Origin of the sequence: Pseudomonas lundensis, assembly GCF_001042985.1 — a bacterium.
GTDB lineage: Bacteria > Pseudomonadota > Gammaproteobacteria > Pseudomonadales > Pseudomonadaceae > Aquipseudomonas > Aquipseudomonas lundensis.
This window is the reverse complement of sequence record NZ_JYKY01000002.1, coordinates 198,078-224,862: the sequence shown is the minus strand read 5'-3', so window position 1 is coordinate 224,862 and position 26,785 is coordinate 198,078. Positions and strand designations below refer to the sequence as shown.

At 59.9% G+C, this 26,785-nt stretch carries 20 protein-coding genes; 12 read left to right on the top strand and 8 right to left on the bottom strand.

The features are described 5' to 3' along the window. Positions 1 to 36: 36 nt before the first annotated feature. From TU74_RS02705 to TU74_RS02685, 5 genes are all read right to left on the bottom strand, one after another. The gene (locus tag TU74_RS02705; protein ID WP_048374966.1) at positions 37 to 2,514 is read right to left on the bottom strand and encodes a TonB-dependent siderophore receptor; all 2,478 of its coding nucleotides are present in this window, start codon (positions 2,512 to 2,514) and stop codon (positions 37 to 39) included. Positions 2,515 to 2,682: 168 nt separating this feature from the next. Next, positions 2,683 to 4,347 (bottom strand): cyclic peptide export ABC transporter, encoded by a 1,665-nt coding sequence (locus tag TU74_RS02700; RefSeq protein WP_047294319.1) that lies wholly within the window; start codon positions 4,345 to 4,347, stop codon positions 2,683 to 2,685. Between the two features lie 213 nt (positions 4,348 to 4,560). Continuing rightward, positions 4,561 to 5,430, bottom strand: a complete 870-nt coding sequence (gene pvdO, locus TU74_RS02695; protein WP_048375037.1) for a dihydropyoverdine dehydrogenase — start codon at positions 5,428 to 5,430, stop codon at positions 4,561 to 4,563. 15 nt (positions 5,431 to 5,445) lie between these two features. Further along, the gene (pvdM, locus tag TU74_RS02690; RefSeq protein ID WP_048374964.1) at positions 5,446 to 6,795 is read right to left on the bottom strand and encodes a pyoverdine-tailoring dipeptidase-like protein PvdM; all 1,350 of its coding nucleotides are present in this window, start codon (positions 6,793 to 6,795) and stop codon (positions 5,446 to 5,448) included. Positions 6,796 to 6,912: 117 nt separating this feature from the next. Further along, positions 6,913 to 7,821 (bottom strand): LysR family transcriptional regulator, encoded by a 909-nt coding sequence (locus TU74_RS02685; RefSeq protein ID WP_082149800.1) that lies wholly within the window; start codon positions 7,819 to 7,821, stop codon positions 6,913 to 6,915. Between the two features lie 95 nt (positions 7,822 to 7,916). Between TU74_RS02685 and TU74_RS02680 the strand changes: the two genes are divergently transcribed. Next, positions 7,917 to 8,783 carry a pirin family protein gene (locus TU74_RS02680; protein ID WP_047282711.1) on the top strand — a complete coding sequence of 289 codons (867 nt, stop codon included), beginning with the start codon at positions 7,917 to 7,919 and terminating at the stop codon, positions 8,781 to 8,783. 88 nt (positions 8,784 to 8,871) lie between these two features. After that, positions 8,872 to 9,498 (top strand): isochorismate family cysteine hydrolase YcaC, encoded by a 627-nt coding sequence (ycaC, locus tag TU74_RS02675; RefSeq protein WP_047294313.1) that lies wholly within the window; start codon positions 8,872 to 8,874, stop codon positions 9,496 to 9,498. Between the two features lie 97 nt (positions 9,499 to 9,595). On the opposite strand, the gene TU74_RS02670 is transcribed toward ycaC, so the two are convergent. Next, positions 9,596 to 10,777, bottom strand: coding sequence for an acetyl-CoA C-acyltransferase family protein (locus TU74_RS02670; protein WP_047276448.1), 1,182 nt, complete (start codon positions 10,775 to 10,777; stop codon positions 9,596 to 9,598). Between the two features lie 205 nt (positions 10,778 to 10,982). Between TU74_RS02670 and TU74_RS02665 the strand changes: the two genes are divergently transcribed. After that, positions 10,983 to 11,441, top strand: coding sequence for a lipocalin-like domain-containing protein (locus tag TU74_RS02665; protein WP_053069953.1), 459 nt, complete (start codon positions 10,983 to 10,985; stop codon positions 11,439 to 11,441). 11 nt (positions 11,442 to 11,452) lie between these two features. On the opposite strand, the gene TU74_RS02660 is transcribed toward TU74_RS02665, so the two are convergent. Then, positions 11,453 to 14,713: a bifunctional diguanylate cyclase/phosphodiesterase gene (locus TU74_RS02660; RefSeq protein ID WP_048374959.1), complete on the bottom strand. Its 3,261-nt coding sequence runs from the start codon at positions 14,711 to 14,713 to the stop codon at positions 11,453 to 11,455. Between the two features lie 37 nt (positions 14,714 to 14,750). After that, positions 14,751 to 15,647 (bottom strand): LysR family transcriptional regulator, encoded by an 897-nt coding sequence (locus tag TU74_RS02655; RefSeq protein ID WP_047275578.1) that lies wholly within the window; start codon positions 15,645 to 15,647, stop codon positions 14,751 to 14,753. 130 nt (positions 15,648 to 15,777) lie between these two features. Between TU74_RS02655 and leuC the strand changes: the two genes are divergently transcribed. The 9 genes from leuC to TU74_RS02610 all read left to right on the top strand — a co-directional run bounded on the left by leuC (position 15,778) and on the right by TU74_RS02610 (position 26,640). Next, a complete protein-coding gene (leuC, locus tag TU74_RS02650; RefSeq protein ID WP_048374957.1) occupies positions 15,778 to 17,196 on the top strand; it encodes a 3-isopropylmalate dehydratase large subunit in 1,419 nt (472 codons plus the stop codon). 10 nt (positions 17,197 to 17,206) lie between these two features. Continuing rightward, positions 17,207 to 17,848, top strand: a complete 642-nt coding sequence (leuD, locus tag TU74_RS02645) for a 3-isopropylmalate dehydratase small subunit (RefSeq protein WP_047294301.1) — start codon at positions 17,207 to 17,209, stop codon at positions 17,846 to 17,848. Between the two features lie 30 nt (positions 17,849 to 17,878). Next, complete coding sequence (locus TU74_RS02640; RefSeq protein ID WP_048374955.1) at positions 17,879 to 18,646, top strand: class I SAM-dependent methyltransferase; 768 nt, start codon at positions 17,879 to 17,881, stop codon at positions 18,644 to 18,646. A gap of 67 nt (positions 18,647 to 18,713) precedes the next feature. Then, positions 18,714 to 19,796, top strand: a complete 1,083-nt coding sequence (leuB, locus tag TU74_RS02635) for a 3-isopropylmalate dehydrogenase (protein ID WP_048374953.1) — start codon at positions 18,714 to 18,716, stop codon at positions 19,794 to 19,796. 68 nt (positions 19,797 to 19,864) lie between these two features. Continuing rightward, positions 19,865 to 20,977: an aspartate-semialdehyde dehydrogenase gene (asd, locus tag TU74_RS02630; protein ID WP_047275568.1), complete on the top strand. Its 1,113-nt coding sequence runs from the start codon at positions 19,865 to 19,867 to the stop codon at positions 20,975 to 20,977. Positions 20,978 to 21,128: 151 nt separating this feature from the next. Continuing rightward, positions 21,129 to 22,139 (top strand): aspartate-semialdehyde dehydrogenase, encoded by a 1,011-nt coding sequence (locus TU74_RS02625; protein ID WP_048374951.1) that lies wholly within the window; start codon positions 21,129 to 21,131, stop codon positions 22,137 to 22,139. Positions 22,140 to 22,326: 187 nt separating this feature from the next. Then, positions 22,327 to 24,933 (top strand): motility hub landmark protein FimV, encoded by a 2,607-nt coding sequence (locus TU74_RS02620; RefSeq protein WP_048374949.1) that lies wholly within the window; start codon positions 22,327 to 22,329, stop codon positions 24,931 to 24,933. 195 nt (positions 24,934 to 25,128) lie between these two features. After that, positions 25,129 to 25,953: a tRNA pseudouridine(38-40) synthase TruA gene (gene truA, locus TU74_RS02615; RefSeq protein WP_048374947.1), complete on the top strand. Its 825-nt coding sequence runs from the start codon at positions 25,129 to 25,131 to the stop codon at positions 25,951 to 25,953. Positions 25,954 to 26,016: 63 nt separating this feature from the next. Further along, positions 26,017 to 26,640 carry a phosphoribosylanthranilate isomerase gene (locus TU74_RS02610; protein WP_048374945.1) on the top strand — a complete coding sequence of 208 codons (624 nt, stop codon included), beginning with the start codon at positions 26,017 to 26,019 and terminating at the stop codon, positions 26,638 to 26,640. The last annotated feature ends 145 nt before the right edge of the window (positions 26,641 to 26,785 follow it).

Here is a 26,785-nt window from a genome sequence, read left to right as displayed (position 1 = left end):
GTTGCGCCGGGGCTTGTCGGGTGAGGCCAGTGACGCTTAGAACGTGTACTTGGTGGTCAACATCAGGCTGCGCGGCTCACCGTAGTAGGTGGTGTTGAAGTTGCCCAGACCGGTCAGGTACTTCTTGTCGAACACGTTGTTGGCGTTGAGGTTGAACGTCAGGTGTTCGTTGTACTCGTAACGGGTCATCAGGTTGACCAGCGCGTAGCTGTCTTGCTCGATGATGTCGTAGTCGCCTTTGGCATTGTTGTAGATCTTGCCGTAGAACGGGCTTTGCCAGTTCACGCCACCGCCGACGGTGACCTTGTTCAACACGCCCGGCAGGCGGTAAGTGGTGAACAGTTTGGCCACGTTTTCAGGCTTGGTGGTTTCCAGCGGATAACCGTACACGCGCTCACCGTCGTCCGAGCGGGTCTGGGCGTAGGTGTAACCGGCGCTGATGTTCCAGTCCGGCATGATTTCACCGCTCAGCTCGAATTCCACACCCTTGGTGGTCGCACCGTCGAGGGATTCGAAAATGCCTTCGTTGGTATTGGGGTTGGTGCCGACCTGGATCGGCAGTTTCTTCTGCTCGGTGCGGAACGCCGCAATGCTGGCGTTCAGGCGACCGTCGAAATATTCGCTTTTGAGGCCGATTTCGTAGCTGTTGCCTTCCGTGGGCGCCAGGGTGGTGCCCGAAATGCTTCTGTCGGTGACCGGTTTGTAAATCGAGGTGTAGCTGGCGTACACCGAGTATGTGTCGTTGATGTCATACACGGCACCGGCGTAAGGCGTCACCCGGCCATGCTGTTTGGACGTGGTTTTGTTGTCCTCAAAGGTAGGCGGTGCCTGTACGTAGTACTTGTAGGTGCTGTTGTACTGGAAGTCGCTGACACGGGTGCCGAGGATCAAAGACAGGTCGTCGGTCGGTTTAAAGCGTGCGGCGATGTAAGCGCTGTTCTGGTTTTGATTGGTCTCGTACTTGCCGTTTTTCGGGAAGTCCGGCTTCGGGTATTTGCCCCTCCAGTCGAAAATACTGCCCGGCACTTTTTGGAACAGGCTGCCGTCAAAGGTTGCTCCGGTTTGACGGGACGCTTGGGAGGTATAGCCTACGACCATCTCATGTTCGCGGCCAAACAGGTTGAAGGGGCCGGTTGCGTTGAGATCGAATGTGTTCTGGACACGGTGGCCTTCCCATTTGCCCCAATAGAAGAACATGCCTTCACCCGTGACCGGATCGGGCATGTCGCCACTGGCCGATCCCAACTGTGTGTCGTGATCGTTGACCTGCTGGTTCAAGGTGCCTTTGATTTTCCAGTCATTGGCGAACCGGTGTTCCAGCGACGCGAACGTGGTACGCGCCTGCACGTCGCGACGGCTCCAGTCGGTGGCCGGATTGAACGAGCGGCTGAAATCGGTCTTGGTGTAGTTGGAGAAGTAGTACGGGTTGCCGGTCCAGGACGAGCCCCGCGGCTTGATGTCCTGGTAGTCCATGCCAAAGGTGAACAGCGTGTCGGGTGTGATGTCGGCTTCAAGAATGCCGTAGAACACCTGGTTCTTTTTTGAGTAATGGTCGAGGTAGGAATCGGCGTCCTGAAGCGCGGTGACGAAACGCCCGCGCACGCTGCCGTCTTCGTTCAGCGGCCCGGAAACATCGCCTTCAGTGCGGTAGTTGTCCCACGATCCCGCGCTGCCAGTGATCGAAGCCTTGAATTCACGGGTCGGTTTCTTACGGATCAGGTTGACGGTGGCTGAAGGCTCGCCTGAGCCCGACAAGAGGCCGGTTGCGCCTTTGACGATATCGACGCGATCATACAAGGCCATGTCGACTTTGGTGGCGCCCTCGTCGAAAACGCCGTCGTACATCGAGTTAACGCCGTCGTACTGAAAGTTGGTGATGGCGTAACCGCGGGCCGAATACTCCATGCGGTCGCTGTCATACGCCTGGGTCGAAATGCCCGGCGCGTTGCGTAGCACATCACCAATGCTCTGTGCGCCCTGGTCATCCATGTTCTGGCGGGTGACGACCGTCACGGTCTGTGGCGTTTCCCGAATCGAGAGCGGCAGTTTGGTCGAACTGCTGGTGGCGCCCGTTGTGTAGGAACCTGTGCCTTCGGTGGTCAGCGAATTACCCAGGCCCTGCCCGGAAATGGTCGTAGCCCCCAGCTCCAGCCCTTTGCCCTGTGGCGCGTTGAGGATGACGGTGTCGCCGTTGAGCTGGTAGGACATGCCGCTGCCTTGCAGCAGGGTTTCCAGGGCTTTGACCGGTTCCAGCGAACCGGACACGGAATGCGATTTGATCCCTTGAACCTGATCGGCGCTGTACAGGATCTGCAGGTTGGCCTGCTTGCCCAGTTCGTTCAGCGCGTTGGCCAGCGATTGTGCCGGGATGTTCAAGGCCACCGGGGCCGCTTGAGCAAGGGATGAACCCAGCAGCACCGAGGCTACCAACGCACTGGACAACAGCGTGCGGCGAACGGTCTGGCGCTGGGTAGCGATCGAAAGCGGGGTCCGTCTCAAGTTTGGTCGTTGCATTACGTGCCGAAGCTCCGAAGGAGGGGATTATTGTTTGTTAATGGGAATAGTTATTAGACGCAGCGCGATTGAGAAACCGGAAAGAAGTTCCTGAAATAGCGGAGATTTATTTTTTCAGCACGGTCTCCCTGCAGGCATCAGCACGTTAACGCCTACAGGGAAGGGGCTTCAGGCGGGTTCCAGCGCCGTGCTGACCTTGCCGCTGTCCATGCGCACCAATTGGTCGGCGACGTCGAAATAACGGTCGTCGTGGGAAATGACGATGATGGTCTTGCCCAATCGCTTCAGGTCCGGCAACAGTTCGGTGTAGAAAATCCTGCGGAACGTCGGGTCCTGATCGGCCGCCCATTCATCAAACACCAGCACCGGGCGCTCTTCGAGCCAGGCGTTGACCAATGCCAGGCGCTTGCGCTGGCCGGTCGACAGGTCGGTGGTGCTGAACTGACCGTCGTTGATGCTGACCTTGTGGGAGATTTCGAGACGCTTGAGGTACTGCTCGGCATCCTGCGGGATGTGCATGTCGCCCTGCACCACGTCGTCGAACAGGTAGTAATCGGCAAAAATCGTCGTGAACAGCTGCCGGTAATCGTCGCGGCTTTGGGCCGTCACGGCATGCCCGTTGAGGCGTATTTCGCCCTGTTGGGGGGCGTACAGGCCCAGCAACAGCTTGATCAGCGTGGTTTTGCCGCAGCCGTTTTCACCAACGATGAACACAATGTCGCCCTGATTGACCGTCAGGTTGACCGGCCCCAGACGAAACGGCGCGCTGCCGTCCACAGGCGGGAAGCTGTAGCCCACATCCACCAGCTCCAGGCGCTTGACGGTCTTGTCCTGGGCAGCGGGTTCACTGAGCAGCAGGTGCGGTTCAGGGGAGTTGAACTGCTCGGAGAGGTCTGCAATGCGGCGGAAGGCGATTTGCGCCCGGCTGATGATCGGCAGGGTGCTGATGAGGTGCTCCAGCGGGCCTTTCATGTACAGCAACACCAGTACAAAGCCGCTGATCACACCGGGGTTGGCACTGGGCCACACCGATTGCATGGCCAGCGCCAGGCCAATGACCACGAAGAACAGCATCGAGCCCAGGCTTTTGGCAATCACGAAGGTGTTGATCGAGCGCACCTGAATGTCGCAGATTTTTTGCGCCGTGCGCTGGATGCCCGCAACGAACATGCGCTGGCGACGCGGGCGGTGTATGCGCAGTTCCTTGGCGCCTTCGGCAATGGCGTTGTAGTGCTTTTGCAAATCGTCTTCGGCTTCGCGGGCCTCATTGAAACCGTTCAGGCCGTAGCCGCGTGCGATGTACTGGATCACTGTGCCGATCACGATGGCCACCAGCATCATCAGGAACATCGGCCACGAGAGCATGGCCAGGTAGCCCATGCAGCCGAGCGTTACCGTCAGGGAAATCGCCAGTGGCGCAAAGGCAAAGGCGAAGTCGCTGATAGTGTCGACGTCATGGGTCAGGACGGGGATCAGGCGATGGCTGCGATAGCGCTCGATCTGCGCGATCGGCGCTGACAGGACCTTCTCCCCCAGCTCTTTGCGCAGCCGGGCGATGATGTGCTGGCCGACATAGTTGCTGCCGATGTCCGAACAAATGGTGCTGATCAGCGCCAGTACGCACAGCCCGGCAAACAGGGCGACCACCTGCTGGGTCAGGCCGCCCTCGGTGTGCAAGGCACTGTTGATGGTGGCCAGCAACACCGTGACGCTCAGGCCGCCGACCATGCCGAGCAGGATGGACAAGCTGACAATGAGCCGGAACGGCTTGAGCAGATGGAACAGTTCTCGAAGAACCCCGGGGTTGGGTCGGGGCGTGGCGGGCTGGCTCATAAACAAGAGTTCCTTGGATCAAGGTAAGGACAGTCTCTTGTGAACGAGTGATTGGGCCATGGATTTAGCGTGGGTCAGTGCCGAGCCGCGAGGCGGCGGTTGAGGGCAAAGGGATCGTTCACTGCGCGTGCGTCGCTCGATCAGGCAAGCCCGGCACCTTGACGCTGCCCCGCACAGCTTGTCAGCGATGACGGGGCAGTGCCTACCCGGACGTTAAAGCTCGCGCTGTACCCGCATGCCCACCCAGTCTCCCCGTGTCTGCGGGTAGATGTCATTGCGGTTGCCGGAGCGGGAGAAGACCGGCGCCTCGCCCCAGTCGTTGCCGCGTATCTGGCGCAGTTCGCAGGTGCTGTCCGTCACCCAGGCGCTGCCGTCGGTGGGGGCGCCCACGTAGTCGTTGTGTTTGCAGTCTTCCAGCCACTCGTACACGTTGCCGTGCATGTCATACACGCCAAACGCATTGGGCGGGTAGCTGCCCACGGGAGAGGTGTAGCTGTAGCCATCCGTCGGGCCGTACGTGTTGGCATGTTTGGCGATGCTGTAGGCCTTGCCTTCATCCATAGGGAAGGGGAATGGGCCGGTGGAGCCTGCCCGGGCGGCATACTCGCGGGTGGCTTCGCTGACCATGCGGTAGGGTTTGCCCGTCTTTTTCGACAGCCAACTGACGTAGTGTTGGGCATCGTTGAAGTCCATGCACACCGCCGGTTGGCGTGGACCCTGTGGGTAGCGCGGCTTGCTGGCAATGCACTCGCGTCCCGGGCGGTCGTCGCCGTCGGCAATCTTGACCCCGGTGTCCTTGATGTAGGCGTCAAATTCGGCGGCCGTGACCTGGAAGCGGCTGATGGCCAGTGGCTTGCTGAACGTCACCTTGTGCAGCGGCCCCTCATCGGGTTCGCGGCCGACTTCATCGTCCGGGGTGCCCATCATGAAGCTGCCCGTGGGCAACACCACCATCTGCGGGCAGTCCTTGCAGTCCTTGAACACCGTCCCCGGCCTGGCCGGTTCGTCTGCGTGGGCAAGGGCGGGCAGGCTGCACAACAGGGCAGCCAGCGAGAAGCGATACAGCGGATTCAGCGTCAACATGGTCAGCACGTTCACTTATTGAAGAGAGACAGGTTTGGTGGCTTTTTGCACGGTGTCCCACACGCGCAGGAAGTTGCCGCCCCACAATTTGGCGATGTCGGCTTCCGAATAACCGCGTTGCAACAGCTCGGCCGTGACGTTGCGGGTTTCGCTGACATCCTTCCAGCCATCGAGTCCGCCGCCGTCGTTAAAGTCGGAGCTGATGCCCACGTGGTCGATGCCGATTTTTTTCACCGCGTAATCAATGGCGTCGCCGTAATCCTTGAGCGTGGCTTTCGGTTCTTCTTCGACGATGGCGTACAGCCCGGCCGCGTACTTCCCGAAGCGCTGCTCGGGCCAGACGGTAATGATCGGGTCGCCCGGCATCAGGGCCATTTCCAGGTTGTGCAGCGGCGGCAAATCGAACTGGCTGCGCAGGGTGTTGAGTTTGGCTTGGCTGTCCTGGCCAAGCGGGCGCAGGTAGGTCGGGAAACCGACGATTTGCACCACGCCCCCGCTGTCCTTGATGAGCTGCATTTCTTTGTCGCTGAGGTTGCGCGGGATGTCCACCAGCGCCCGCGGGGCCGAGTGCGAGGCCACCATCGGCGTGCGGCTGAGCTGGCTGACTTGCTCCAGTGCCTTGGTCGACATCTGTGACACGTCAATAATCACACCCAGATCGTTCAGGCGTCGTACCGCTTGCTTGCCGGTTTCAGACAGACCGTCGAGGGCATCAGGCGTGTCGTTGAAAAAAGGCAGCGGGCGCGAGGAGTCGGCCCAGTCGTTATTGCCGACGTAGCTGAAACCGAACATGCGCATGCCGCGTGCGGCCCACAGGTCCAGCTGATTGAGGTCGTTACCCAGCGGGTAGGCGTTGAGCATGCTGATGAAGATGGCGAATTTTCCTTCGCCGTGCAGGCGTCGCAAGTCATCCGGGGTGTAGGCGATGCCGACCTGATTGGGGAAGTCGCGGACCATGCCGGTGATGATCCGGTAGCGCGCCTGCTGCTCATTACGCGCGGCCTCGACGAAGCCGGCGGTCGGGCGGTGCGGCGCGTTGGGGCCGTTCCAGATTTCCGGCCAGCCGAACACGGTCAGTGCCGCGCCGGATAACCGGCCCTTGGCGGCCTTGGCCAGGTCAAACTGCCCCGGCCCGTCCTTGTCGGCTTCGTTGCCCGCCGTGCCGAATTCCAGTGGCACCGTGATGTGGCTGTCAAACGACAGGAGGCGGTCCTGAAGCGCGTCGGCCTGCTTGATGATCTTCAGCGGGTAACCCGGATTGCCCCGGTAAAACGTGTCCCACACCAGCACGCCCCCACCGATGGCGGCGGCCAGGGCCAGAGGAAGACCGAACAGCAGGGCTTTTTTAGAACGTGATTGAGTCATTGCCATCTCAGTAGAAATCCGCCGTCAAGGGGCAGGCGCGCGGCCTTTGCTATCTGGAAAGAACGAGGGGCAGTGGCATTAATTTAGAGGCAGGGGCGTCCATCACGTTCCGATGCGTTAAACCACGTCGCTGTGGCTGAATTCCTCGGCCAGAAAATCAATCAGCGTACGCACTGAAGGCAGTAATCCCCGGCGCGAGGGGAAGACCGCGTGCACGATCCCGCTTTTGGGCGCCCAGTCCGGCAGGACGTTGACCAATTGACCGCTGGCGATTTGATCGCGAACCACCACATTGGGCAGATGCACCACGCCCAAGCCTGCCACGGCGGCCTGACACAGGGCGGGCAGGTCATCGGTGATGAGTTTGGGTGTGTGAGGGATCAAGGCCGTGGCGCCCTCGGGACCAAACAGTTCCCAGGCGTAGTCGCGCCGGGCCGAGCCCCAAAACAGACTCGGCAGGCCGCTCAGGTCGGCGGGGCCGGGCGGGTTGGAAAAACGCGGCAGCAGCGCCGGGCTGGCGACCAGGCTCTGGAGGCTGTTGCCCAACACTTTCATCACCAGCTCACTGTTCTGCAGCGGCGCAAAGCGCACGCGGATCGCAATGTCAAAACCCTCTTCGATCACGTCCACCCGGCGGTTGGTGCTTTCAACGTGCAGTTCCACCAACGGGTACTTGAGCATGTAGCGCGTGAGCATGGCGCTGACCCACGAGTTGAGCAGCGAGGTCGGACAGCTCAAACGCACAATGCCTTGGGGTTCGGAGCGATTTCGTTCAATGACTTCAGCCGCTGCTTCGGCCTCGATGCGCATGGCCAGACACCGCTGGTAATACTCTTGGCCAATTTCCGTCAGTGAACAGTGGCGGCTACTACGCTGTATCAGCCGTACCCCCAGTCGCTCTTCCAGCTGGGCAATGCGTCGGCTGAGTTTGGACTTGGGCATGTCCAGCGCCCGGCCGGCGGCGGCGAAACCGCGGTGTTCGACCACTTGGGTGAAGTAATAGAGCGTGTTGAGGTCTTCCACCATCGTTCTCCAAATAGAACGCTAAGGTTCAAAAATGCAGTCTAGTCGACAAAATGCATCGAATCTAAGCTGTTGCCATGAATTACAGGAGGTACACGATGAAACACATTCTTGGCATTTACACAGCGCCGCGTGGCCACTGGGTCGGTGATGGTTTCCCGGTACGCACGATGTTTTCTTACGACCAGATGGGTAAACACATCAGCCCATTCCTGTTACTGGATTACGCAGGACCCGCCGAATTCACGCCGACTACCCAGCGTCGCGGCGTAGGGCAACACCCGCATCGCGGGTTTGAAACCGTCACCATCGTTTACAAGGGCGAAGTCGAACACCGCGATTCCACCGGTAACGGTGGGGTGATCGGCCCCGGTGATGTGCAATGGATGACGGCGGCGTCCGGGATCTTGCATGAAGAATTCCATTCCGAGGCATTCGCCCGCCGTGGCGGCACCCTGGAGATGGTTCAGTTGTGGGTCAACTTGCCCGCCAAAGACAAAATGGCCGCACCGGGTTATCAGGGCATTCTGGACCGGGACATCCCGGATGTAGCCCTCAAGGACAACGCCGGACGTCTGCGCCTGATTGCCGGCGAATTCGACGGTCTCCGTGGCCCGGCGCACACCTTTACTGACATCCAGGTGTGGGATATCCGGTTGCAGGCGGGCAAGTCGGCTACGTTTGATCTGCACGAAGGCCACAACACCGCACTGGTGGTGCTCAAGGGCGCCGTGCAACTGAATGGCCAAGAGATGGCACGCGAAGGCCAGTTGGCTTTGTTCGATCGAGATGGCACTCAGGTGCATGTCGATGCTGATCAGGATGCGGTGTTCTTGATCCTTAGCGGCGAACCGATTGACGAGCCCATCGTCGGTCACGGCCCGTTTGTGATGAACAGCGAGGCCGAGATTGAGCAGGCGTTTGTGGATTTTCAGTCGGGCCGTTTTGGTCGTATGCCCGCCTGATCTGAGTGTTGCAACGCGTTAAACCGCACGTCCGGGCCATGAAGGGTCATGGCCCGTTTTTTTGAATCACCCATGAGAGGAACACCCTGTGACGACTTCTTACAAGCGTTTGGACAAGGACAATGCCGCCGTTTTGTTGGTGGATCATCAGGCGGGTTTGCTGTCGTTGGTCAGGGACATCGACCCTGACAAGTTCAAGAACAACGTGTTGGCACTGGCCGATCTGGCCGCGTATTTCAAGTTGCCGACCATTTTGACCACCAGTTTTGAAACAGGCCCCAACGGCCCGCTGGTGCCGGAGTTGAAAGCGCAGTTCCCCGACGCGCCTTACATCGCCCGGCCGGGGCAGATCAACGCTTGGGACAACGAAGATTTCGTCAAGGCCGTCAAGGCCACAGGCAAAAAGCAACTGATCATTGCGGGCGTGGTGACCGAGGTGTGCGTGGCCTTTCCGGCGCTCTCGGCGCTGGCGCAAGGGTATGAAGTGTTTGTGGTGACGGACGCGTCCGGAACGTTCAACGAAATCACTCGCCACTCGGCGTGGGATCGTATGTCGGCCTCCGGTGCGCAGTTGATGACCTGGTTCGGCCTGGCCTGTGAGCTGCACCGCGACTGGCGCAACGATGTGGAAGGGCTGGGGGCGCTGTTCTCCAACCACATCCCGGACTACCGCAACCTGATCACCAGTTACACCACCCTGACGGCTGGCAAGTAACCGTCAAGGAAGCTGACGCTCAACGCGTCAGCTTCCTTGCGCTTCTATGTGTCATTCCCGCCAGATATCCCGCACCTAGGCGCTAGCCGCCAAGCAGTCAGACCCGTTCGAAAATCACCGCGATGCCCTGTCCACCGCCGATGCACATGGTGGCCAATGCGTAGCGGCCCTGAATGCGGTGCAATTCATGAATGGCCTTGGTCGCAATGATCGCGCCGGTTGCGCCCACCGGATGGCCCAGCGCGATGCCTGAACCATTGGGGTTGACCTTGGCCGGGTCCATGTCCAGCGCTTGCATCACGGCGCAGGCTTGGGCTGCGAAGGCGATATTGGCTTCGATCACGTCCATGTCGTTAATGCTCAAACCAGCGCGTTTCAGGGCCAGTTGCGTCGCCGGAATCGGGCCCAGCCCCATCAGTTCCGGTTCCACCCCGGCATGGGCGTACGCCACCAGGCGCGCCAGGGGCGCGAGGTTGCCCGAGGTCACGGCGCTGGCGCTGGCCAACACCAGGGCTGCGGCACCATCGTTCAGGCCCGAGGCGTTACCGGCCGTGACCGTGCCATCTTTCTTGAAGGCCGGGCGCATGCTTGCCAATTGCTCAAGGGTGGTGGCGCGCGGGTGTTCATCGACACTGAACAGCGTGCTGCCTTTGCGTGTCGTGATCTCGACCGGGGCTATTTGCTGATCAAAAAAGTGGTGTTCGAGTGCATGTGCGGCGCGCTGCTGATCGGCGTAGGCCAGGGCATCCTGGGTTTCGCGGTTGATGCCGTTGCGTTCAGCGATGTTCTCGGCAGTGATGCCCATGTGCATGCCTTGAAACGGATCGTGCAGCACCCCGAGCATGTAGTCCTGCATCAGCCCGTTGCCCATGCGCGCGCCCCAGCGTGCAGCAGGCAGCAGGTAGGGCCCGCGGCTCATGGATTCTACCCCGGCGCCGATGGCAAATTCGGCGTCACCGAGCATCACGGTGTGGGCTGCTGAAATCACGGCTTGCAGGCCCGAGCCGCAGAGGCGATTGACGTTGAAGGCCGGGGTCTCTTTGGGGATGCCCGCGCGGATCGCCGCGACCCGCGCCACGTAGGCGTCGTGGGGGTCGGTAGGGATGACATTGCCCATTACCACGTGGCCGATGCGTTCGGGATCAACCTGACTGCTGGACAGCGCGGCCGTCACGGCAACGGTGGCGAGGTCGCACAGGGGCACGTCTTTCAGCGCGCCGCCGAAGGTGCCAATGGCGGTGCGCCGAGCGCTGAGGATAAAGATGTCAGAGGTGTGCATGAGGCGTCCTTATTGTTCTTGTTGATCTGTGGGGCCGGATTATTTCACAGCGCCAACGGCTGCGGACTAGTCCGTTTGAGGGGGAATTCGATAAGTGGCAATGCCTATAGATGGACGTTGCCGCTTCGCCGTCTACGCTGTCGGTTTCGCGGAGCCTGGCGATCAGGCCTTGCTCTCCCATCCCGATGCAAAGGAAATGCATGCCATGTCTACCGTAGACCGAAATGCGCTAATCGGCGCCTGGAAACTGGTGAGTTTTGTGGAGCGCGATACCAACACCGGTGTTGAATCCCACCCCATGGGCACGACCCCGGAAGGGATCATCCTGTATACGCCTGACGGCTATATGTCGGCGCAATTCTGTCCGCCCGGCCGCAATGACCTGGTCAGCAATGACCCGTTTGATGCCAGTGAACATGAGTACAAAGAAGCGGGTAAAACGTACTTTGCCTACAGCGGCCCGTTTTATGTGGATGAAGCGCGCGGACTGCTGGAGCACGAAATGTTTGTCAGCTTCTTTCCTAACTGGCGTGGGCAACGTCAAGTGCGTACCTGCCGCATTGAAGGCGACATGTTGTACCTGGCGCCGGACGTGCCCGTGAACTTCAATGGCTCTATGAAGCTTGCCAACCTGGCCTGGAAACGGGTCAACCCCAACCTCTAGCCCCTACGGCGTCAGGCCTTCAGCAGGGTGCGAAACGCGTCGATCGGTACAGGGCGACTGTGCAAATAGCCCTGATAGATGTGGCATTCCAGGCTCTGTAAAAACTGCAATTGCTGTTGCCGCTCGACGCCTTCGGCCACCACCTTGAGCTGCAGGCTATGGGCCATTGCCACGATGGCGCGGATGATTTCCGCGTCATTCGGGTCGTTGATGGCATCGCGCACGAATGACTGGTCAATTTTCAGCGTGTCGACCGGCAAGCGCTTAAGGTGCGTCAGCGACGAGTAACCGGTGCCAAAATCGTCCATCGCAAAGCTCACGCCCATGGCCGTGAGCTGATGCATTTTTGCGATGGTGTCTTCCAGGTTCTGGATCACGATGCCTTCGGTGATTTCCAGTTTGAGCATGGAACTGGGCAGGTCATGGGTCAGCAGGCTGCGTTGCACGCGATCAACGAAGTTGCTCTGGCGAAACTGGCGCGGGCTGATGTTCACGCACAAGCTGAAATCTTTGGCCTGGATCAGGCCGTCATTGAGCAATGCACCGAAATCGCGGCAGGCCTGATCCAGAATCCAGGTGCCGACTTCAAGGATTAACCCGCTGTCCTCAAGGATTTTGATGAACTCGCTTGGCGACTGCGGTCCCAGTTGCGGGTGTTGCCAGCGCACCAGGGCTTCGGCGCCCACGATGCGGTGGGTGCGTGCATCGACCTGCGGCTGATAGTGCAGACTGAATTCGTTGCGTGCCAGGGCGGTGCGCAAGTCACTTTCGATGCGCATGCGCTCACTGGCGGCGGCTTGCATGTCGGGGTGAAACAGTTGCGTGGTGTTGCGCCCCGAATCTTTGGCCCGGTACAGGGCAATGTCGGCGCGCTTGAACAAGTCGGCCGGGTTGGCGCCGTGGTCAGGAATCAGCGCGATGCCGATACTGGGGGTGACTTGCAGGCGCTGGCCATCGAGAAACATCGGCTCGGCCAATAATTCGCGTAGCGTGTCGGCCGTGGCGCGCACGTGCCGGGTCACTTCCTCCAATGAACCGTGCAGGCCGCTGAGCAGGACCACAAACTCGTCGCCGCCCAGTCGTGCCACGGTGTCTTCGACCCGCACGCTGGCTTCAAGCCGGGCGGTGATGATTTTCAGCACCGCATCGCCCACCGGATGCCCGAGCGAGTCGTTGATGTGCTTGAAGTGATCCAGGTCGAGGAACAGCAGGGCCCCGCGCATGTCATGCCGCGACAGCAGGGCGTTTTGCTGGGTCAGGCGATCCATCAGCAAGGCCCGGTTGGGCAGGTTGGTGAGCGGGTCGTGATAGGCCAGATGACGCACCTGCGCCTGCGCGGCTTTCAATTGACTGATGTCACGGGCGATCAGCAGCAGGCAAGCGGTGTCGTTGAGGGTGATGCGTTCGATGGAGATCTCCACGTTAAGCAGATCGCCACGGCGTGAGCGCCCAAGGATTTCACGGTTGCTGATACGGCCTTTATCTTCCAGTTCGTCCAGCAGCGCCTGACGCAGCGAGCTGTCACCCCAGATCCCCAGTTCGTAAGGGCTGCGGCCCATGACTTCGGCGCTGGTATAACCGGTCAGCCGGGTAAAGCCGTCGTTGACCTCCAGGTAACAGCCGGTGGCGTAGTCGCTGATGGTGATGGCGTCGGGGCTTGAGTGAAACGCCTTGGCGAATTTCTCTTCGCTGGCTTTAAGCACGGCTTCGGCCCGCTGTTGCTGGGTGATGTCGCGCAAGGTGGCGACCATGCAGGCGTGCCCATCCAGTTCGATGGAACGGCTGGACACCACACACGTCAGGGGGTCGGTATTTTTGTGCAATATCGAGACGGTCAGGTTGTGCTGCGCCGGGCCCTGAATGGCAGCCAGCAAGGGTCGTAAATGTGTGGCCTGGTGGTCCGGGTCTGCGCGCAGATCGTTCATGTCCCAGCCAAAGGTCTGACTGAAGCTGGCATTGATCTCCATCACCTCACCGCTGCAGGCCTGCAGCACGCAAATGGGGTCGGGGCTGGTCTGAAACACGCTGGCAAACTTTTCTTCGGAAGCGATCAGGCGCTGCTCGCGCTCCACTTGTTCGGTGATGTCGAGCAGGGTACCCGCCATGCGCAGTGGCTGGCCATTGTCGTCACGGTACAGGCGGGCGCGGCTTTCCAGGTAACGCGAGGCACCGTTTTCGAGCTGAACCCGGTAGGTCAGTTGGTAATTACCGGCCGGGCCTTCGCGCAAGGAGCGGTAGGCGTTGCGCATGTTGTAGCGTTCCTCGATGGGCACCCCTTCAAAAAACGCTTCGAAAGATTCGTTGAACGCCACAGCCTCCAGACCGTGTAACTGGGCGGCGCGCGCCGAGCCGTAGAGCTGGCCGCTGGGAATGTGCCAGTCCCAGGTGCCCATCTGTGCTGAATCGAGGGCCAGGTCCAGTCGCTCCTGACTGTCCTTGAGCGCTTGCTCGGCCTTGTTGCGTTCGCTGGTGTCGAGAAAAGTGCTGACCAGGTATTCTTCGCCCTCTAGTTCGACTTTTTGGGCGCTGAGGATCCCGCCATGCAACTGGCCATTACGGCCGCGCAATTGCACTTCCATGTCCACCGGTGCCAGTTCGCGGCGGATCGCCTGGATGAAAGCGTTGCGTTGCTGCGGGTCGGGCCACAGCCCCAACTCCAGCGTGGTCCGGCCAATGGCGTGCTGAACCGGCCAGCCGAGCAGGCTTTCAAAGCAATGGTTGGCTTCGCTGATCAGCCCGTCTTCAAGGCGCACCAGCAGCACCATGTGCGGTGACAGGTGAAACAGGGTGGCAAAGCGCTCTTCCGAGTTGTTTAGGGCTTGCTGGCGCTGGCGTTGTTGGGTGACTTCTTGCAGGACGCCCATCATGCGGGGCTTGCCATCGGCAGTCGGCACCCGGCTGCCCCGGATCTCCAGCCAGTGCAAGGTGCCGTCTGGCCAGCGAATGCGGTGGTGAGTGCTGCGCTCTTGGGGGGCATTTTTGAGCACGGCATCAAAGGCCAACTGAGCTTTGGGCCAATCGTCGAACGGCAGGGTTGATAACTGATTGAGGTTGCCCGGCAAGGTCCGGTTTGCCGGCAGGCCGAACAGGGCGTGGGAGCCTTCGGACCAACTGATGTCGCCGCTTTCCATGTCCCAGCACCATGCACCCAATTGCGCCGCCTTGAGCGCAGCGAGCAATGGCGGGGTCTGACGCCCGTTTTGCTCCAGCGTTAACGGTTCGGTAGAGGGCAAACCGCTAGTAAGGTGCACAGAGTCAGCGGGTGTTGGCATTGGCTGCGGTCCTTGAACGGAAAAAGCGTCAGTACGGTCATGCGTCAGGCGCAGTGTGCCGGGTATCGACCTGGCCATCCAGCAGTGTCATGAAAGCGTGTGCAGCATTCGATAAAGTGCGTTCGGTATGCAAGATATAGCCTAGTTGGCGCGTCAGTTGTATGCCCGGCAAGCGGATCGATGCCACTTGTTCGTCAAGCATGGTGCGCGGCAGCACGCTCCAGGCCAGACCGATGGACACCATCATTTTGATGGTTTCCAGGTAGTTGGTGCTCATGGCGATATTGGGGGTCAACCCTTGGGCCTCGAACAGCCGCTGCACGATGTGGTGGGTAAAGGTGTTGCCACCCGGGAACACCGCCGGGTGGTGCGCGATGTCTGCCAGGCTGATCGGCCCTTTGTGCGTCAGCGAGTGCTCAGGCGCGACGACAAAATCCAGCGGGTCATCCCACACTGGCACGGCGCGAATCAGTGAATGCGGTTCGGGCGCCAGGGTAATGACCGCCAGTTCGGCACGGCCATGGAGGATTTCTTCGTAGGCCACTTCTGAATCGAGGAACTGAATATCCAGCGCGACCTTGGGGTAAGTGCGGGTGAATTCACGCAGCAGGGGCGGCAAGCGGTGCAAGCCAATATGGTGGCTGGTAGCCAGTGTCAGGCGACCGCTCACCTCTCCGTTGAGGTTGTTGAGCGCCCGGCGGGTGTCGTCCAGCACGTTAAGTATTTGATAGGCGCGGGGCAGCAGCGCTCGGCCGGCCTCGGTCAGGCTGACTTCACGGCCGAGTCGGTCGAACAGCCTGAGCTTGAGTTGTTGCTCAATGCTGGCGATGCGTTTGCTGATCGCCGGCTGCGTCAGGAACAACCGTTCGGCGGCACCTGAAAAGCTGCCGGTTTCTGCAATCGCAATGAAGGCATTGAGATTTGCGAGGTCCATGTTTCGAATTCCCTTTGGTTATCCAAACTATAAAAATTATGAATTTGAGTTATTAACTTTAACGCCATAGGATCGACCTCACAAGCCAAGTGGTTATTGGCACAGAAAGTAGCTGATGAGGAACCGTGTGATGGCCGGCAAAACGCTCTACGACAAGCTCTGGGATTCGCATTTGGTCAAGCAGCGCGACGATGGATCGGCGCTGATCTATATCGACCGTCACATCATTCATGAAGTGACCTCGCCGCAAGCGTTCGAAGGCTTGCGTCTGGCAGGGCGCAAGCCTTGGCGCATCGATGCCAATATCGCGACCCCGGACCATAACGTACCGACCACGCCGGAGCGCAAAGGCGGGATTGAAGCGATTGCCGATCAGGTTTCCCGTTTGCAAGTGCAAACCCTGGACGACAACTGCGACGAGTACGGCATCACCGAATTCAAAATGAACGACGTGCGTCAGGGCATCGTTCACGTGATCGGCCCTGAGCAGGGCGCCACATTGCCGGGCATGACCGTGGTCTGCGGCGACTCGCACACCTCGACCCATGGCGCGTTCGGCGCCTTGGCCCACGGTATTGGCACGTCTGAGGTTGAACACGTACTGGCCACCCAATGCCTTGTGGCTAAAAAAATGAAGAACATGTTGGTGCGCGTAGAAGGCCAACTGCCATTTGGGGTGACAGCCAAGGACATCGTGCTCGCGGTCATCGGCAAAATCGGCACGGCCGGTGGCAATGGCCACGCCATTGAGTTCGCCGGAAGCGCGATTCGCGACTTGTCCGTTGAAGGCCGCATGACCATTTGCAACATGGCCATTGAGGCGGGCGCGCGCGTCGGTCTGGTGGCCGCCGATGAGAAGACAGTCGATTACGTCAAGGGCCGCCCGTTCGCCCCCAAAGGCGCGGAGTGGAACCAGGCGGTTGAGGCCTGGAAATCATTGGTGTCGGATGCCGACGCAGTCTTCGACACGGTGGTCGAACTGGATGCGACCCGGATCAAGCCGCAGGTCAGCTGGGGCACTTCGCCGGAAATGGTGTTGGCCGTGGATCAGAATGTGCCCGATCCGGCGCAGGAAACCGATCTGGTCAAGCGCGGTTCGATTGAGCGTGCGTTGAAGTACATGGGGTTAAGCGCCAATCAGGCGATTACGGATATCCAGCTGGATCGTGTGTTCATCGGATCGTGCACCAACTCGCGCATTGAAGACTTGCGCGCGGCGGCCGTGATCGCCAAAGGCCGTAAGGTGGCCTCGACCATCAAGCAGGCGATTGTGGTGCCGGGCTCGGGGTTGGTAAAGGCTCAGGCGGAAGCTGAAGGGCTGGACAGGATTTTCCTTGAAGCGGGTTTCGAATGGCGTGAGCCGGGGTGCTCGATGTGTCTGGCGATGAACCCTGACCGCCTTGAGTCGGGCGAGCATTGCGCTTCGACCTCCAACCGTAACTTTGAAGGGCGTCAGGGCGCCGGAGGCCGCACCCACTTGGTGAGCCCGGCAATGGCCGCTGCCGCGGCGGTAAATGGTCGTTTCATCGACGTCCGCGAATTGATTTAAGGAGCGCAGCATGAAAGCTTTTACCCAGCACACCGGTCTTGTTGCGCCTTTGGACCGTGCCAATGTGGACACGGACCAGATCATTCCCAAGCAGTTTTTGAAATCTATCAAGCGCACCGGGTTCGGCCCCAACCTGTTTGATGAGTGGCGCTACCTGGACGTGGGCCAGCCTTATCAGGACAACTCCAAACGGCCATTGAACAAAGATTTCGTGCTCAATGCCGAGCGTTACCAGGGCGCCAGCGTGTTGCTGGCGCGTGAAAACTTCGGCTGCGGCTCAAGCCGTGAACACGCACCGTGGGCGCTGGAAGAATATGGCTTTCGCAGCATCATCGCGCCGAGTTATGCCGATATCTTCTTCAATAACAGCTTTAAGAACGGTTTGTTGCCGATCATCCTGAGCGACGCGGAGATTGACGAACTGTTTGCTCAGGTTGAAGCCGCACCGGGTTATCAGCTCAAGATCGACCTTGAGGCGCAGACGGTCACCCGCCCGGACGGCAAAGTGCTGAGCTTTGAAATCGATGCGTTCCGCAAGCACTGCCTGCTTAACGGTCTGGATGACATCGGTTTGACCTTGCAGGATGGCGATGCCATCGCTGCGTTTGAGAGCAAGCATCGCGCCAGTCAGCCCTGGTTGTTTCGCGACTGATTGCAAGCCCATGACCTGAAGGACACTCCAATGACCCGCACCGCTCAGCACAGTCAAGTCGTACAGAAACAGTTCGGTGAGCAGGCGTCGGCCTACCTGAACAGCACTGTTCATGCCCAGGGCGCCGAGTTTGCGCTGCTCCAGGCGGAGTTGGCCGGCAAGTCGGCGGCGCGGGTGCTGGACCTGGGCTGCGGGGCCGGGCACGTCAGTTTTCACGTAGCGTCGCAGGTCCAGGAGGTGGTCGCTTACGACCTTTCGCAGCAGATGCTGGATGTGGTGAGTCGCGCGGCCCTTGATCGCGAGTTGCCGAATATCCGCACCGTACGCGGCGCCGCAGAGCGCTTGCCCTTTGCTGACGGCGAGTTCGATTACGTGCTGAGCCGTTATTCGGCCCATCACTGGAGCGATCTCGGTCAGGCCTTGCGCGAAGTACGGCGGGTACTCAAGCCCGGCGGTGTCGCTGCGTTCATTGACGTGATGTCGCCGGGCAGCCCGTTGTTTGACACGTATTTGCAAACGGTTGAAGTGTTGCGCGACACCAGCCATGTGCGCGATTACGCGGCGGGTGAGTGGCTTGAGCAGGTCAGCCAGGCGGGGTTGCACACGCGCAGTACGCAGCGCCAGCGTTTGCGATTAGAGTTCGGCTCCTGGATTGCCCGTATGCGCACGCCCGACACCCTGAGCCACGCCATCCTCGCCTTGCAACAGTCCATGGGCGCCGAAGTGCGTGAGTATTTCGAGATTGACGCCGATGGCTCGTTCAGTACCGATGTGCTGGTGCTGTGGTGCGAAAAGTAAGCGCGTCACACGATTAAAATTTTCGGATGCGCCTGCGGGGGCATCGACAGACAAAAAAGAGGATCCCATGAGCAAACAGATTCTGATTCTTCCAGGTGACGGCATTGGTCCAGAAATCATGGCTCAGGCGGTCAAGGTGCTGGAGCTGGCCAACGACAAGTTTCAACTCGACTTCGCGTTGACCCATGACGTGATCGGCGGCGCCGCCATCGATCAGCATGGTGTGCCGCTGGCCGATGAGACCCTGGCCCGTGCCCGTGCGGCGGACGCGGTACTGTTGGGCGCGGTGGGCGGCCCTAAATGGGACACCCTCGAACGTGACATCCGTCCTGAACGGGGCCTGCTGAAAATTCGTGCGCAATTGGGGCTGTTCGGCAACTTGCGTCCTGCGATCCTTTACCCGCAACTGGCGGACGCATCGAGCCTCAAACCGGAAATCGTCGCGGGCCTGGACATCCTGATCGTCCGCGAATTGACCGGCGGCATTTACTTCGGTGCGCCACGCGGAACCCGCGAGCTGGACAATGGCGAGCGTCAGGCCTACGACACGCTGCCCTACAGCGAAAGCGAAATTCGCCGCATTGCGCGGGTCGGTTTCGACATGGCCCGAGTGCGCGGCAAGAAGTTGTGCTCAGTCGACAAGGCCAACGTATTGGCGTCCAGCCAGCTGTGGCGTGAAGTTGTCGAGCAAGTGGCCAAGGAGTACCCGGACGTCGAATTGAGCCACATGTACGTCGACAATGCCGCGATGCAACTGGTGCGCGCGCCCAAGCAGTTCGACGTGATCGTCACCGACAACCTGTTCGGCGACATCCTCTCCGACGAGGCATCGATGCTCACCGGCTCCATCGGCATGCTGCCGTCGGCCTCTCTGGATGCCAATAACAAGGGCATGTACGAGCCGTGCCACGGTTCTGCGCCGGACATCGCGGGGCGGGGCATTGCCAACCCGCTGGCCACGATTTTGTCGGTCTCCATGATGCTGCGTTACAGCTTCAATCAGCAGGCAGCCGCCGATGCCATCGAGCAGGCGGTCAGCCTGGTTCTGGATCAGGGGTTGCGTACGGGTGACATCTGGTCGGCGGGGTGTACCAAGGTCGGTACACAGGAAATGGGCGATGCAGTAGTCGCCGCGCTGCAGAATCTGTAATCTCTCGGGCCCGTTACTTCCTGTTGGTGGAAGTAACGACCCCACTTTTTGTTAAAGGTGTAGTTGCGATGAAACGTGTAGGTCTGGTCGGTTGGCGCGGTATGGTCGGTTCCGTGCTCATGCAGCGGATGCTGGAAGAGCAGGATTTCGATCTTATTGAGCCGGTGTTTTTCACCACCTCCAATGTCGGTGGACAAGGTCCGTCCGTGGGCAAGGATATTGCTCCGCTCAAGGATGCCTACAACATTGAAGAGTTGAAAACCCTCGATGTGATCCTGACCTGCCAGGGCGGCGACTACACCACTGAGGTGTTTGCGAAGCTGCGTGAGGCAGGCTGGCAAGGTTATTGGATCGATGCTGCATCGAGCCTGCGCATGCAGGATGACGCGGTCATTATTCTGGACCCGGTCAACCGCAAGGTGATTGACCAGCAGCTGGATGCCGGCACCAAGAACTACGTGGGCGGCAACTGCACCGTGAGTTTGATGCTGATGGGCCTGGGCGGTCTGTTCGAGGCCGGTCTGGTGGAATGGATGAGCGCCATGACCTATCAGGCGGCTTCCGGTGCCGGCGCGCAGAACATGCGCGAGCTGATCAAGCAAATGGGCGCAACCCACGCCGCAGTCGCCGATGAACTGGCCAACCCGGCCAGCGCCATTCTCGACATCGACCGCAAAGTGGCGCAGGCCATGCGCAGCGATGCGTACCCGACCGAGCACTTCGGTGTGCCGCTGGCAGGCAGCCTGATCCCGTGGATCGACAAAGAACTGCCTAACGGCCAGAGTCGTGAAGAGTGGAAGGCGCAGGCCGAAACCAACAAGATTCTGGGTCGCTTCAAAAACCCGATTCCGGTTGACGGCATTTGCGTGCGCATCGGCGCCATGCGTTGCCACAGCCAGGCGTTGACCATCAAGTTGAACAAAGATGTGCCGATTGCCGACATCGAAGGGCTGATCAGCCAGCACAACCCTTGGGTCAAGCTGGTGCCCAATCAGCGTGAAATCAGCATGCAGGAGCTGAGCCCGACCAAAGTCACCGGCACCCTGAACGTGCCAGTCGGCCGTCTGCGCAAGCTGAACATGGGGTCGCAGTTCCTCGGCGCCTTCACGGTCGGTGACCAGTTGTTGTGGGGCGCGGCCGAACCGCTGCGCCGCATGCTGCGGATTTTGCTGGAGCGTTAATCCGCGCCGGTGATTTCAGACCCGCCCCTCGCACGAGGCGCGGGTTTTTTTGTGCGCCGACGATGCACACCCTTTACAGCGCGCTGTGCGTTGCCTGGCGGGGTGGCGCCCGGTACAGTGCCGCTCCCACTGTTTCGCCTGAGGTAGATCCATGAACCAGTCCTTTGATATCGCCGTCGTTGGCGCCACCGGCACTGTCGGCGAAACCATTGTGCACATCCTTGAAGAGCGTGATTTTCCCGTCGGTGAGCTGCATTTGCTGGCCAGTCTGGAGTCCGCCGGAAGTTCGGTGCCTTACCGGGGCAAGAACGTGCGGGTGCGTGAAGTCGACGCATTTGATTTCACTCAGGTGCGCATGGTGTTTTTTGCGGCCGGGCCTGCGGTCACGTTGAGTTTCGCCGACAAAGCCCGTGCAGCGGGGTGTGCCGTCATCGACCTGTCGGGGGCCTTGGCGCAGGCTCAGGCGCCTCAGGTCGTGCCGGAGGCCAATGCGCAGAAGCTGCAAGGTTTACCCAAACCCGTACAAGTCAGTAGCCCAAGCCCTTCGGCGACAGCGCTGGCGGTGGTGCTGGCCCCTTTGCGTGGGCTGCTGGACATTCAGCGGGTGAATGTCACCGCGTGCCTGGCGGTCTCGGCACAAGGGCGTGAAGCGGTGTCGGAGCTGGCGCGTCAGACGGCAGAGCTGCTTAATTTGCGCCCTTTGGAGTCGACCTTCTTTGACCGGCAAATGGCGTTCAATTTGCTGGCGCAGGTTGGCAAGCCAGATGCCCAGGGCCATGTGCCGCTGGAGAAGCGTCTGGTCAGCGAGCTGCGCGACGTGCTGGGCATGCCTGGGCTTAAGGTGTCGGTAACCTGCGTGCAGGCGCCGGTGTTTTTTGGCGACAGCTTCAGCGTCTCGGTGCAATTGGCAGGCCCGGTGGATCTGGACGCGGTTAATGCATTGCTCGAAGCAGCCGATAGCATCGAACTGGTCGAGGCGGGCGACTATCCTACAGCTGTGGGGGATGCGGTCGGTCAGGACGTTGTGTATGTAGGCCGTGTTCGTCACGGAGTTGACGATACTTCTGAACTTAATTTGTGGTTGACGTCAGATAACGTACGAAAAGGCGCCGCCTTGAATGCCGTGCAGGTGGCCGAGTTGTTGATAAAAGACCAACTGTAAAAGATACTTGGCGTCAATTTGCAAAATGATTCTAGCCAGACGGCCAATCGTTGCAGTTCAGTTGCTGTCAGGGCTCGCAAGGCGTAATAGGAGAACCGACCCGGTGGTGGTGTAATCCGGGCGGGGTCTTCAGGCAGCAGCTATACAGATCCCGTAGGACGGGGTCTGTACCAATAAGGAAGAGGCTATGGTTCAAGTTCGCAAATTAGTGTTAGCAATCGCCGCCGCTTCGGCGCTGTCATCCGGCATGGCACAGGCGCTTGGGCTCGGGGAGCTGACGCTGAAGTCGACGCAGAACCAGCCGCTGCTGGCTGAAATCGAATTGCTGGATGTCAAGGACTTGACTGCTGCCGAAGTGGTCCCCAGCCTGGCACCGGCTGAAGAGTTCTCCAAGGCAGGCGTTCAGCGCCCTGCGTTTCTGGATGACCTGCGCTTTACCCCGGTGATCAATCCGGAGGGCAAAAGCGTGTTGCGTGTGACCTCCAGTCAGCCGCTGTCAGAACCTTTCGTCAAATTTCTGGTGCAGGTCATGTGGCCCAATGGCCGCTTGCTGCGCGATTACAGCGTGTTGCTTGACCCGGCCAAATTTTCGCCGCAAACGGCTGCCGCTGCTGCAGCCACCCCGGCGGCTGCACCTGCGGGCAGCCCGGCGCAATACACCACCAGTGCCCGTGACACCCTTTGGGAAATTGCCGCGAAGGCGCGCAACGGTGGGTCCGTCCAGCAAACCATGCTGGCGATTCAGGCGCTTAATCCCGATGCGTTTATCAATGGCAACATCAACCGCCTGAAAACCGGTCAGGTGCTGCGCTTGCCGGATGCGTCGCAAAGCACCCAATTACCGCACGCCAAAGCCTTGGCTGAAGTGGCCTCGCAGAACGCCGACTGGCGCAGCGGGCGTCGCACTGTGCCGTTGGCCCAGCAGTTGGATGCAACCGGGCGTAAAACCCCGGCGCTGGCAACGCCCAAAGAGGCGGTGGGCGACAATTTGAGCCTGGTCTCAGGGCAGGCGGCCAAGGGGGCTGGCAAAGGCGCGGCAGGTGATGTCAAACATTTAAGCGACAAGCTGGCGATGACCCAGGAAGGCCTGGATGCCAGCCGTCGAGAGAATGCCGAGCTGAAAAGCCGGATGCAGGATCTGCAAAGCCAGCTCGACAAGTTGCAACGTTTGATTGAGTTGAAAAACGATCAGTTGGCCAAGCTGCAGGCTGAGCCTGTGCCAACCGATCCTGCTGCGGCGATTCCGGCGCAATTGGCGGCGCAGGCAGCCGATGCCCCCGAAGCCGACATTCCGCCAGCCACTGAAGGAACACCGGCCACCGCCGTCCCTCCGGCGCCGGTGGATGACGCACAAGACCAGGAACGCAGTATTCAGGACCTGCTGGCCAGTCCGTTGCTGTTGGGTCTGGTCGGTGGCGGGGCCGTGTTGCTGTTGTTACTGCTGATGTTGCTGCTGGCGCGTCGCCGTAAAGCGCAACAGGCCGCCGAAAAACACCTGCGCATGGCGCGTGCTCTGGAAGAAGAGTCGGATTTTGCGGCTGATCTGGATATGCCGGAAAGCAGCTTTGAAGGTCTTGAAGTTCCGCCTCCAAGCGTCAAGCTCGCACCTGCACCTGCACCTGCACCTGCACCTGCACCTGCACCTGCACCAGTTGTTGAGTCTGTGGCTCCCGCGGTTGCGGCAGCCACTGTCGCCGCGGCGGCAGTCGTGGCAGCGGCCACACAGTCCAAACCCGACAGCGATGTGCTGAACGAAGCCGAACACCTGATTACCCGCCGCCAATTCAATGAGGCGCAAGAGCTGCTCACCTCAGCCATTGAGCAGGCGCCGCAACGCAGTGATTTGCGTCTGAAGCTGATGCAGGTCTATGGCGAACTGGGCGAGCGTGATGCGTTTATTGCCCAGGAGCGCCAGTTGGTTGCCAATGGCAAAAACCACGCTGAAGTCGAGCAGCTCAAGGCGCGTTACCCGGCCATGGCAGCTGCCGCCGCTGCCGGTATTGCTTCGGCGGCCCTGGCTGCCGAGCTGGATGCCCAGTTCGTCAAAGACATGCTTCAGGAAGAGCCGAATGCAGAGGCGCCCGTATCCGCCGAGCCGGTGAGCGAGGCATTCGATGAAGATTTCGATCTGAGTCTGGATGATCTGGAGGCTGCATCCCCAGCGGTGGTTGCTCCGACTGTGGAGCCTCAGGCTCCGGCACCTGCCGATGATGAGTTGAGCTTTGAGGCCGTGCTCGCCCAGCAGGCTGAAGCCCAGGCCGCCCATGATGACCTTGCTGACTTTGATTTGAACCTGCCGGACGATGAGCTTTCTGCTCCGACCCTGGCGGATGAGGATGTGCTGGGTCTGGAAGACGAGCTCAAGGGGTTGTCTGATGCCGAGACGCCGTTATTCGACATCAATGGCGTCGATGATCTGGATCTGCCCGCGGATTTCGACCTGTCATTGGCGGACGAAGAGGCACCGGCGGCGCCTGACAGCTTTTCGGTGGAGCTGGATGAAGTGAATGCCGAGCTGGAGCGTTTGTCGCAAAGCCTGGAGCATCCACCGATTGCCGAGCCGTTTGTCGATACCGACACATTCGCTGCTGACGATGCGGTGGAGCAGGGCGATGAACCCGAGTTCGACTTCCTGTCCGTCACGGACGAAACCGCTACCAAGCTCGATTTGGCGCAAGCGTATATCGATATGGGCGATGCGGAGGGTGCGCGTGACATCCTGATTGAAGTGCTTGGCGAAGGGAACACTGCGCAGCAGGCCGAGGCCAAAGAGATGTTGTCTGGGTTGGTCTGATCGCCAGCCCGCCATGCCAACGGCAGCCAGGGTGGCTGCCGTTGTCGTTTTTGCGAGGGGGGCGCGGGTGTGTCTAATCATTGGTGTGGCGTATTTGTTTCATGGCGTCTTGGCGCGTGCGCCTTATAATGCCCGCCTTTGCGTACATGAGCAGGCTGTAAGTCCTTGGCAAATTTAGATAACGCAGCCGCTGAAATGGCTGCCGAAGGTTTTTCCCGCATCGCGCTGGGCGTTGAATACAAAGGGTCGCGGTACAGCGGCTGGCAGCGTCAGGCCAACGGGGTGCTGACCGTTCAGGAAACCCTTGAAGAGGCGCTCTCGAAAGTCGCCGCGTCCCCGGTTTCATTGTTGTGCGCAGGGCGTACCGATGCCGGTGTGCATGCCTGCGGGCAAGTGGTGCACTTTGACACGCAAGCTGAGCGCTCGCTCAAGGCGTGGGTGATGGGGGCCAATATCAATTTGCCCCATGACATCAGTGTCAGCTGGGCCAAAGTCATGCCGGCGCATTTTCATGCGCGGTTCAAAGCCATCGCGCGGCGCTATCGCTATGTCATTTATAACGATCCGATACGGCCGGCTCATTTGAATCAGGAAATCACCTGGAACCATCGTCCGCTGGATGTCGAGCGCATGGCCGAGGCGGCGCAGTACTTGTTGGGAGTGCATGACTTCAGCGCTTTTCGCGCCGGTCAGTGCCAGGCCAAATCACCGATCAAAGAAATGCATCACCTGCGTGTCACCCGTCACGGGCACATGATTGTGCTGGACATCCGCGCCAGTGCATTTCTGCATCACATGGTGCGCAATATCGCCGGCGTGCTGATGACCATTGGTGCCGGTGAGCGGCCGGTGGAGTGGATCAAAGAGGTGCTGGAAAGCCGTCAACGTCGCTTGGGCGGTGTCACGGCGCACCCTTACGGCCTGTACCTGGTGCAGGTCGAGTACCACGATGAGTTTCAGTTGCCTGACAGGTACATCGGTCCGCATTTCCTGACCGGTTTTAGCGAACTGGCCGGCTGACGCCCGCGCACGCTTTTGTTACCATCCGCCACTTTCATGCACCAACCCGGAGGTGGAGTCGACATGTCAGCCGTTCGCAGCAAGATCTGCGGTATTACCTGCATAAAGGATGCGCTGGCCGCTGTAGAGTCCGGAGCGGATGCGATTGGCTTTGTGTTCTATGCCAAAAGCCCGCGCGCTGTAAGCGTTCAGCAAGCTCGCGCAATCATTGCGGCACTGCCTCCTTTCGTGACCACGGTCGGTCTTTTCGTCAATGCCAGCGCGTGTGAGCTCAACGAAACCCTCGACGCCGTACCGTTGGATCTGCTGCAGTTTCACGGCGACGAAACGCCGGAGCAGTGCGAAGGTTTTCACCGGCCTTATATAAAAGCGCTGCGTGTGAAGGCCGGCGATGACATTGCTCAGGCTTGCGCGCGGTATGGCAGCGCCAGTGGTATTTTGCTGGATGCCTACGTTGAAGGCGTGCCGGGGGGAACCGGCGAGGTCTTTGACTGGTCTTTGATACCTCGGGACCTGAGCAGGCCGATCATTCTGGCTGGCGGGTTGACACCCGATAATGTGGCGGACGCCATTCACCGCGTTCGTCCGTATGCCGTTGACGTGAGCGGCGGCGTTGAAAAGAGCAAGGGCATCAAGGATCACGACAAAATACGTGCCTTCATGCAGGCGGTTCGTGGAACAAACTGACGCGTGATGTGACGGTTGGCAGTCTGCCACCGTCCATCATTACCGCTGCTGTAAAGCGTGCGGGCCCGGTCGTTGGACGGGCAGAAATTAAAGTGGCAACCGCTCTGGAGCGTGTTGTCGGGAAGGCTGAGGGTTGCAGGGAGAT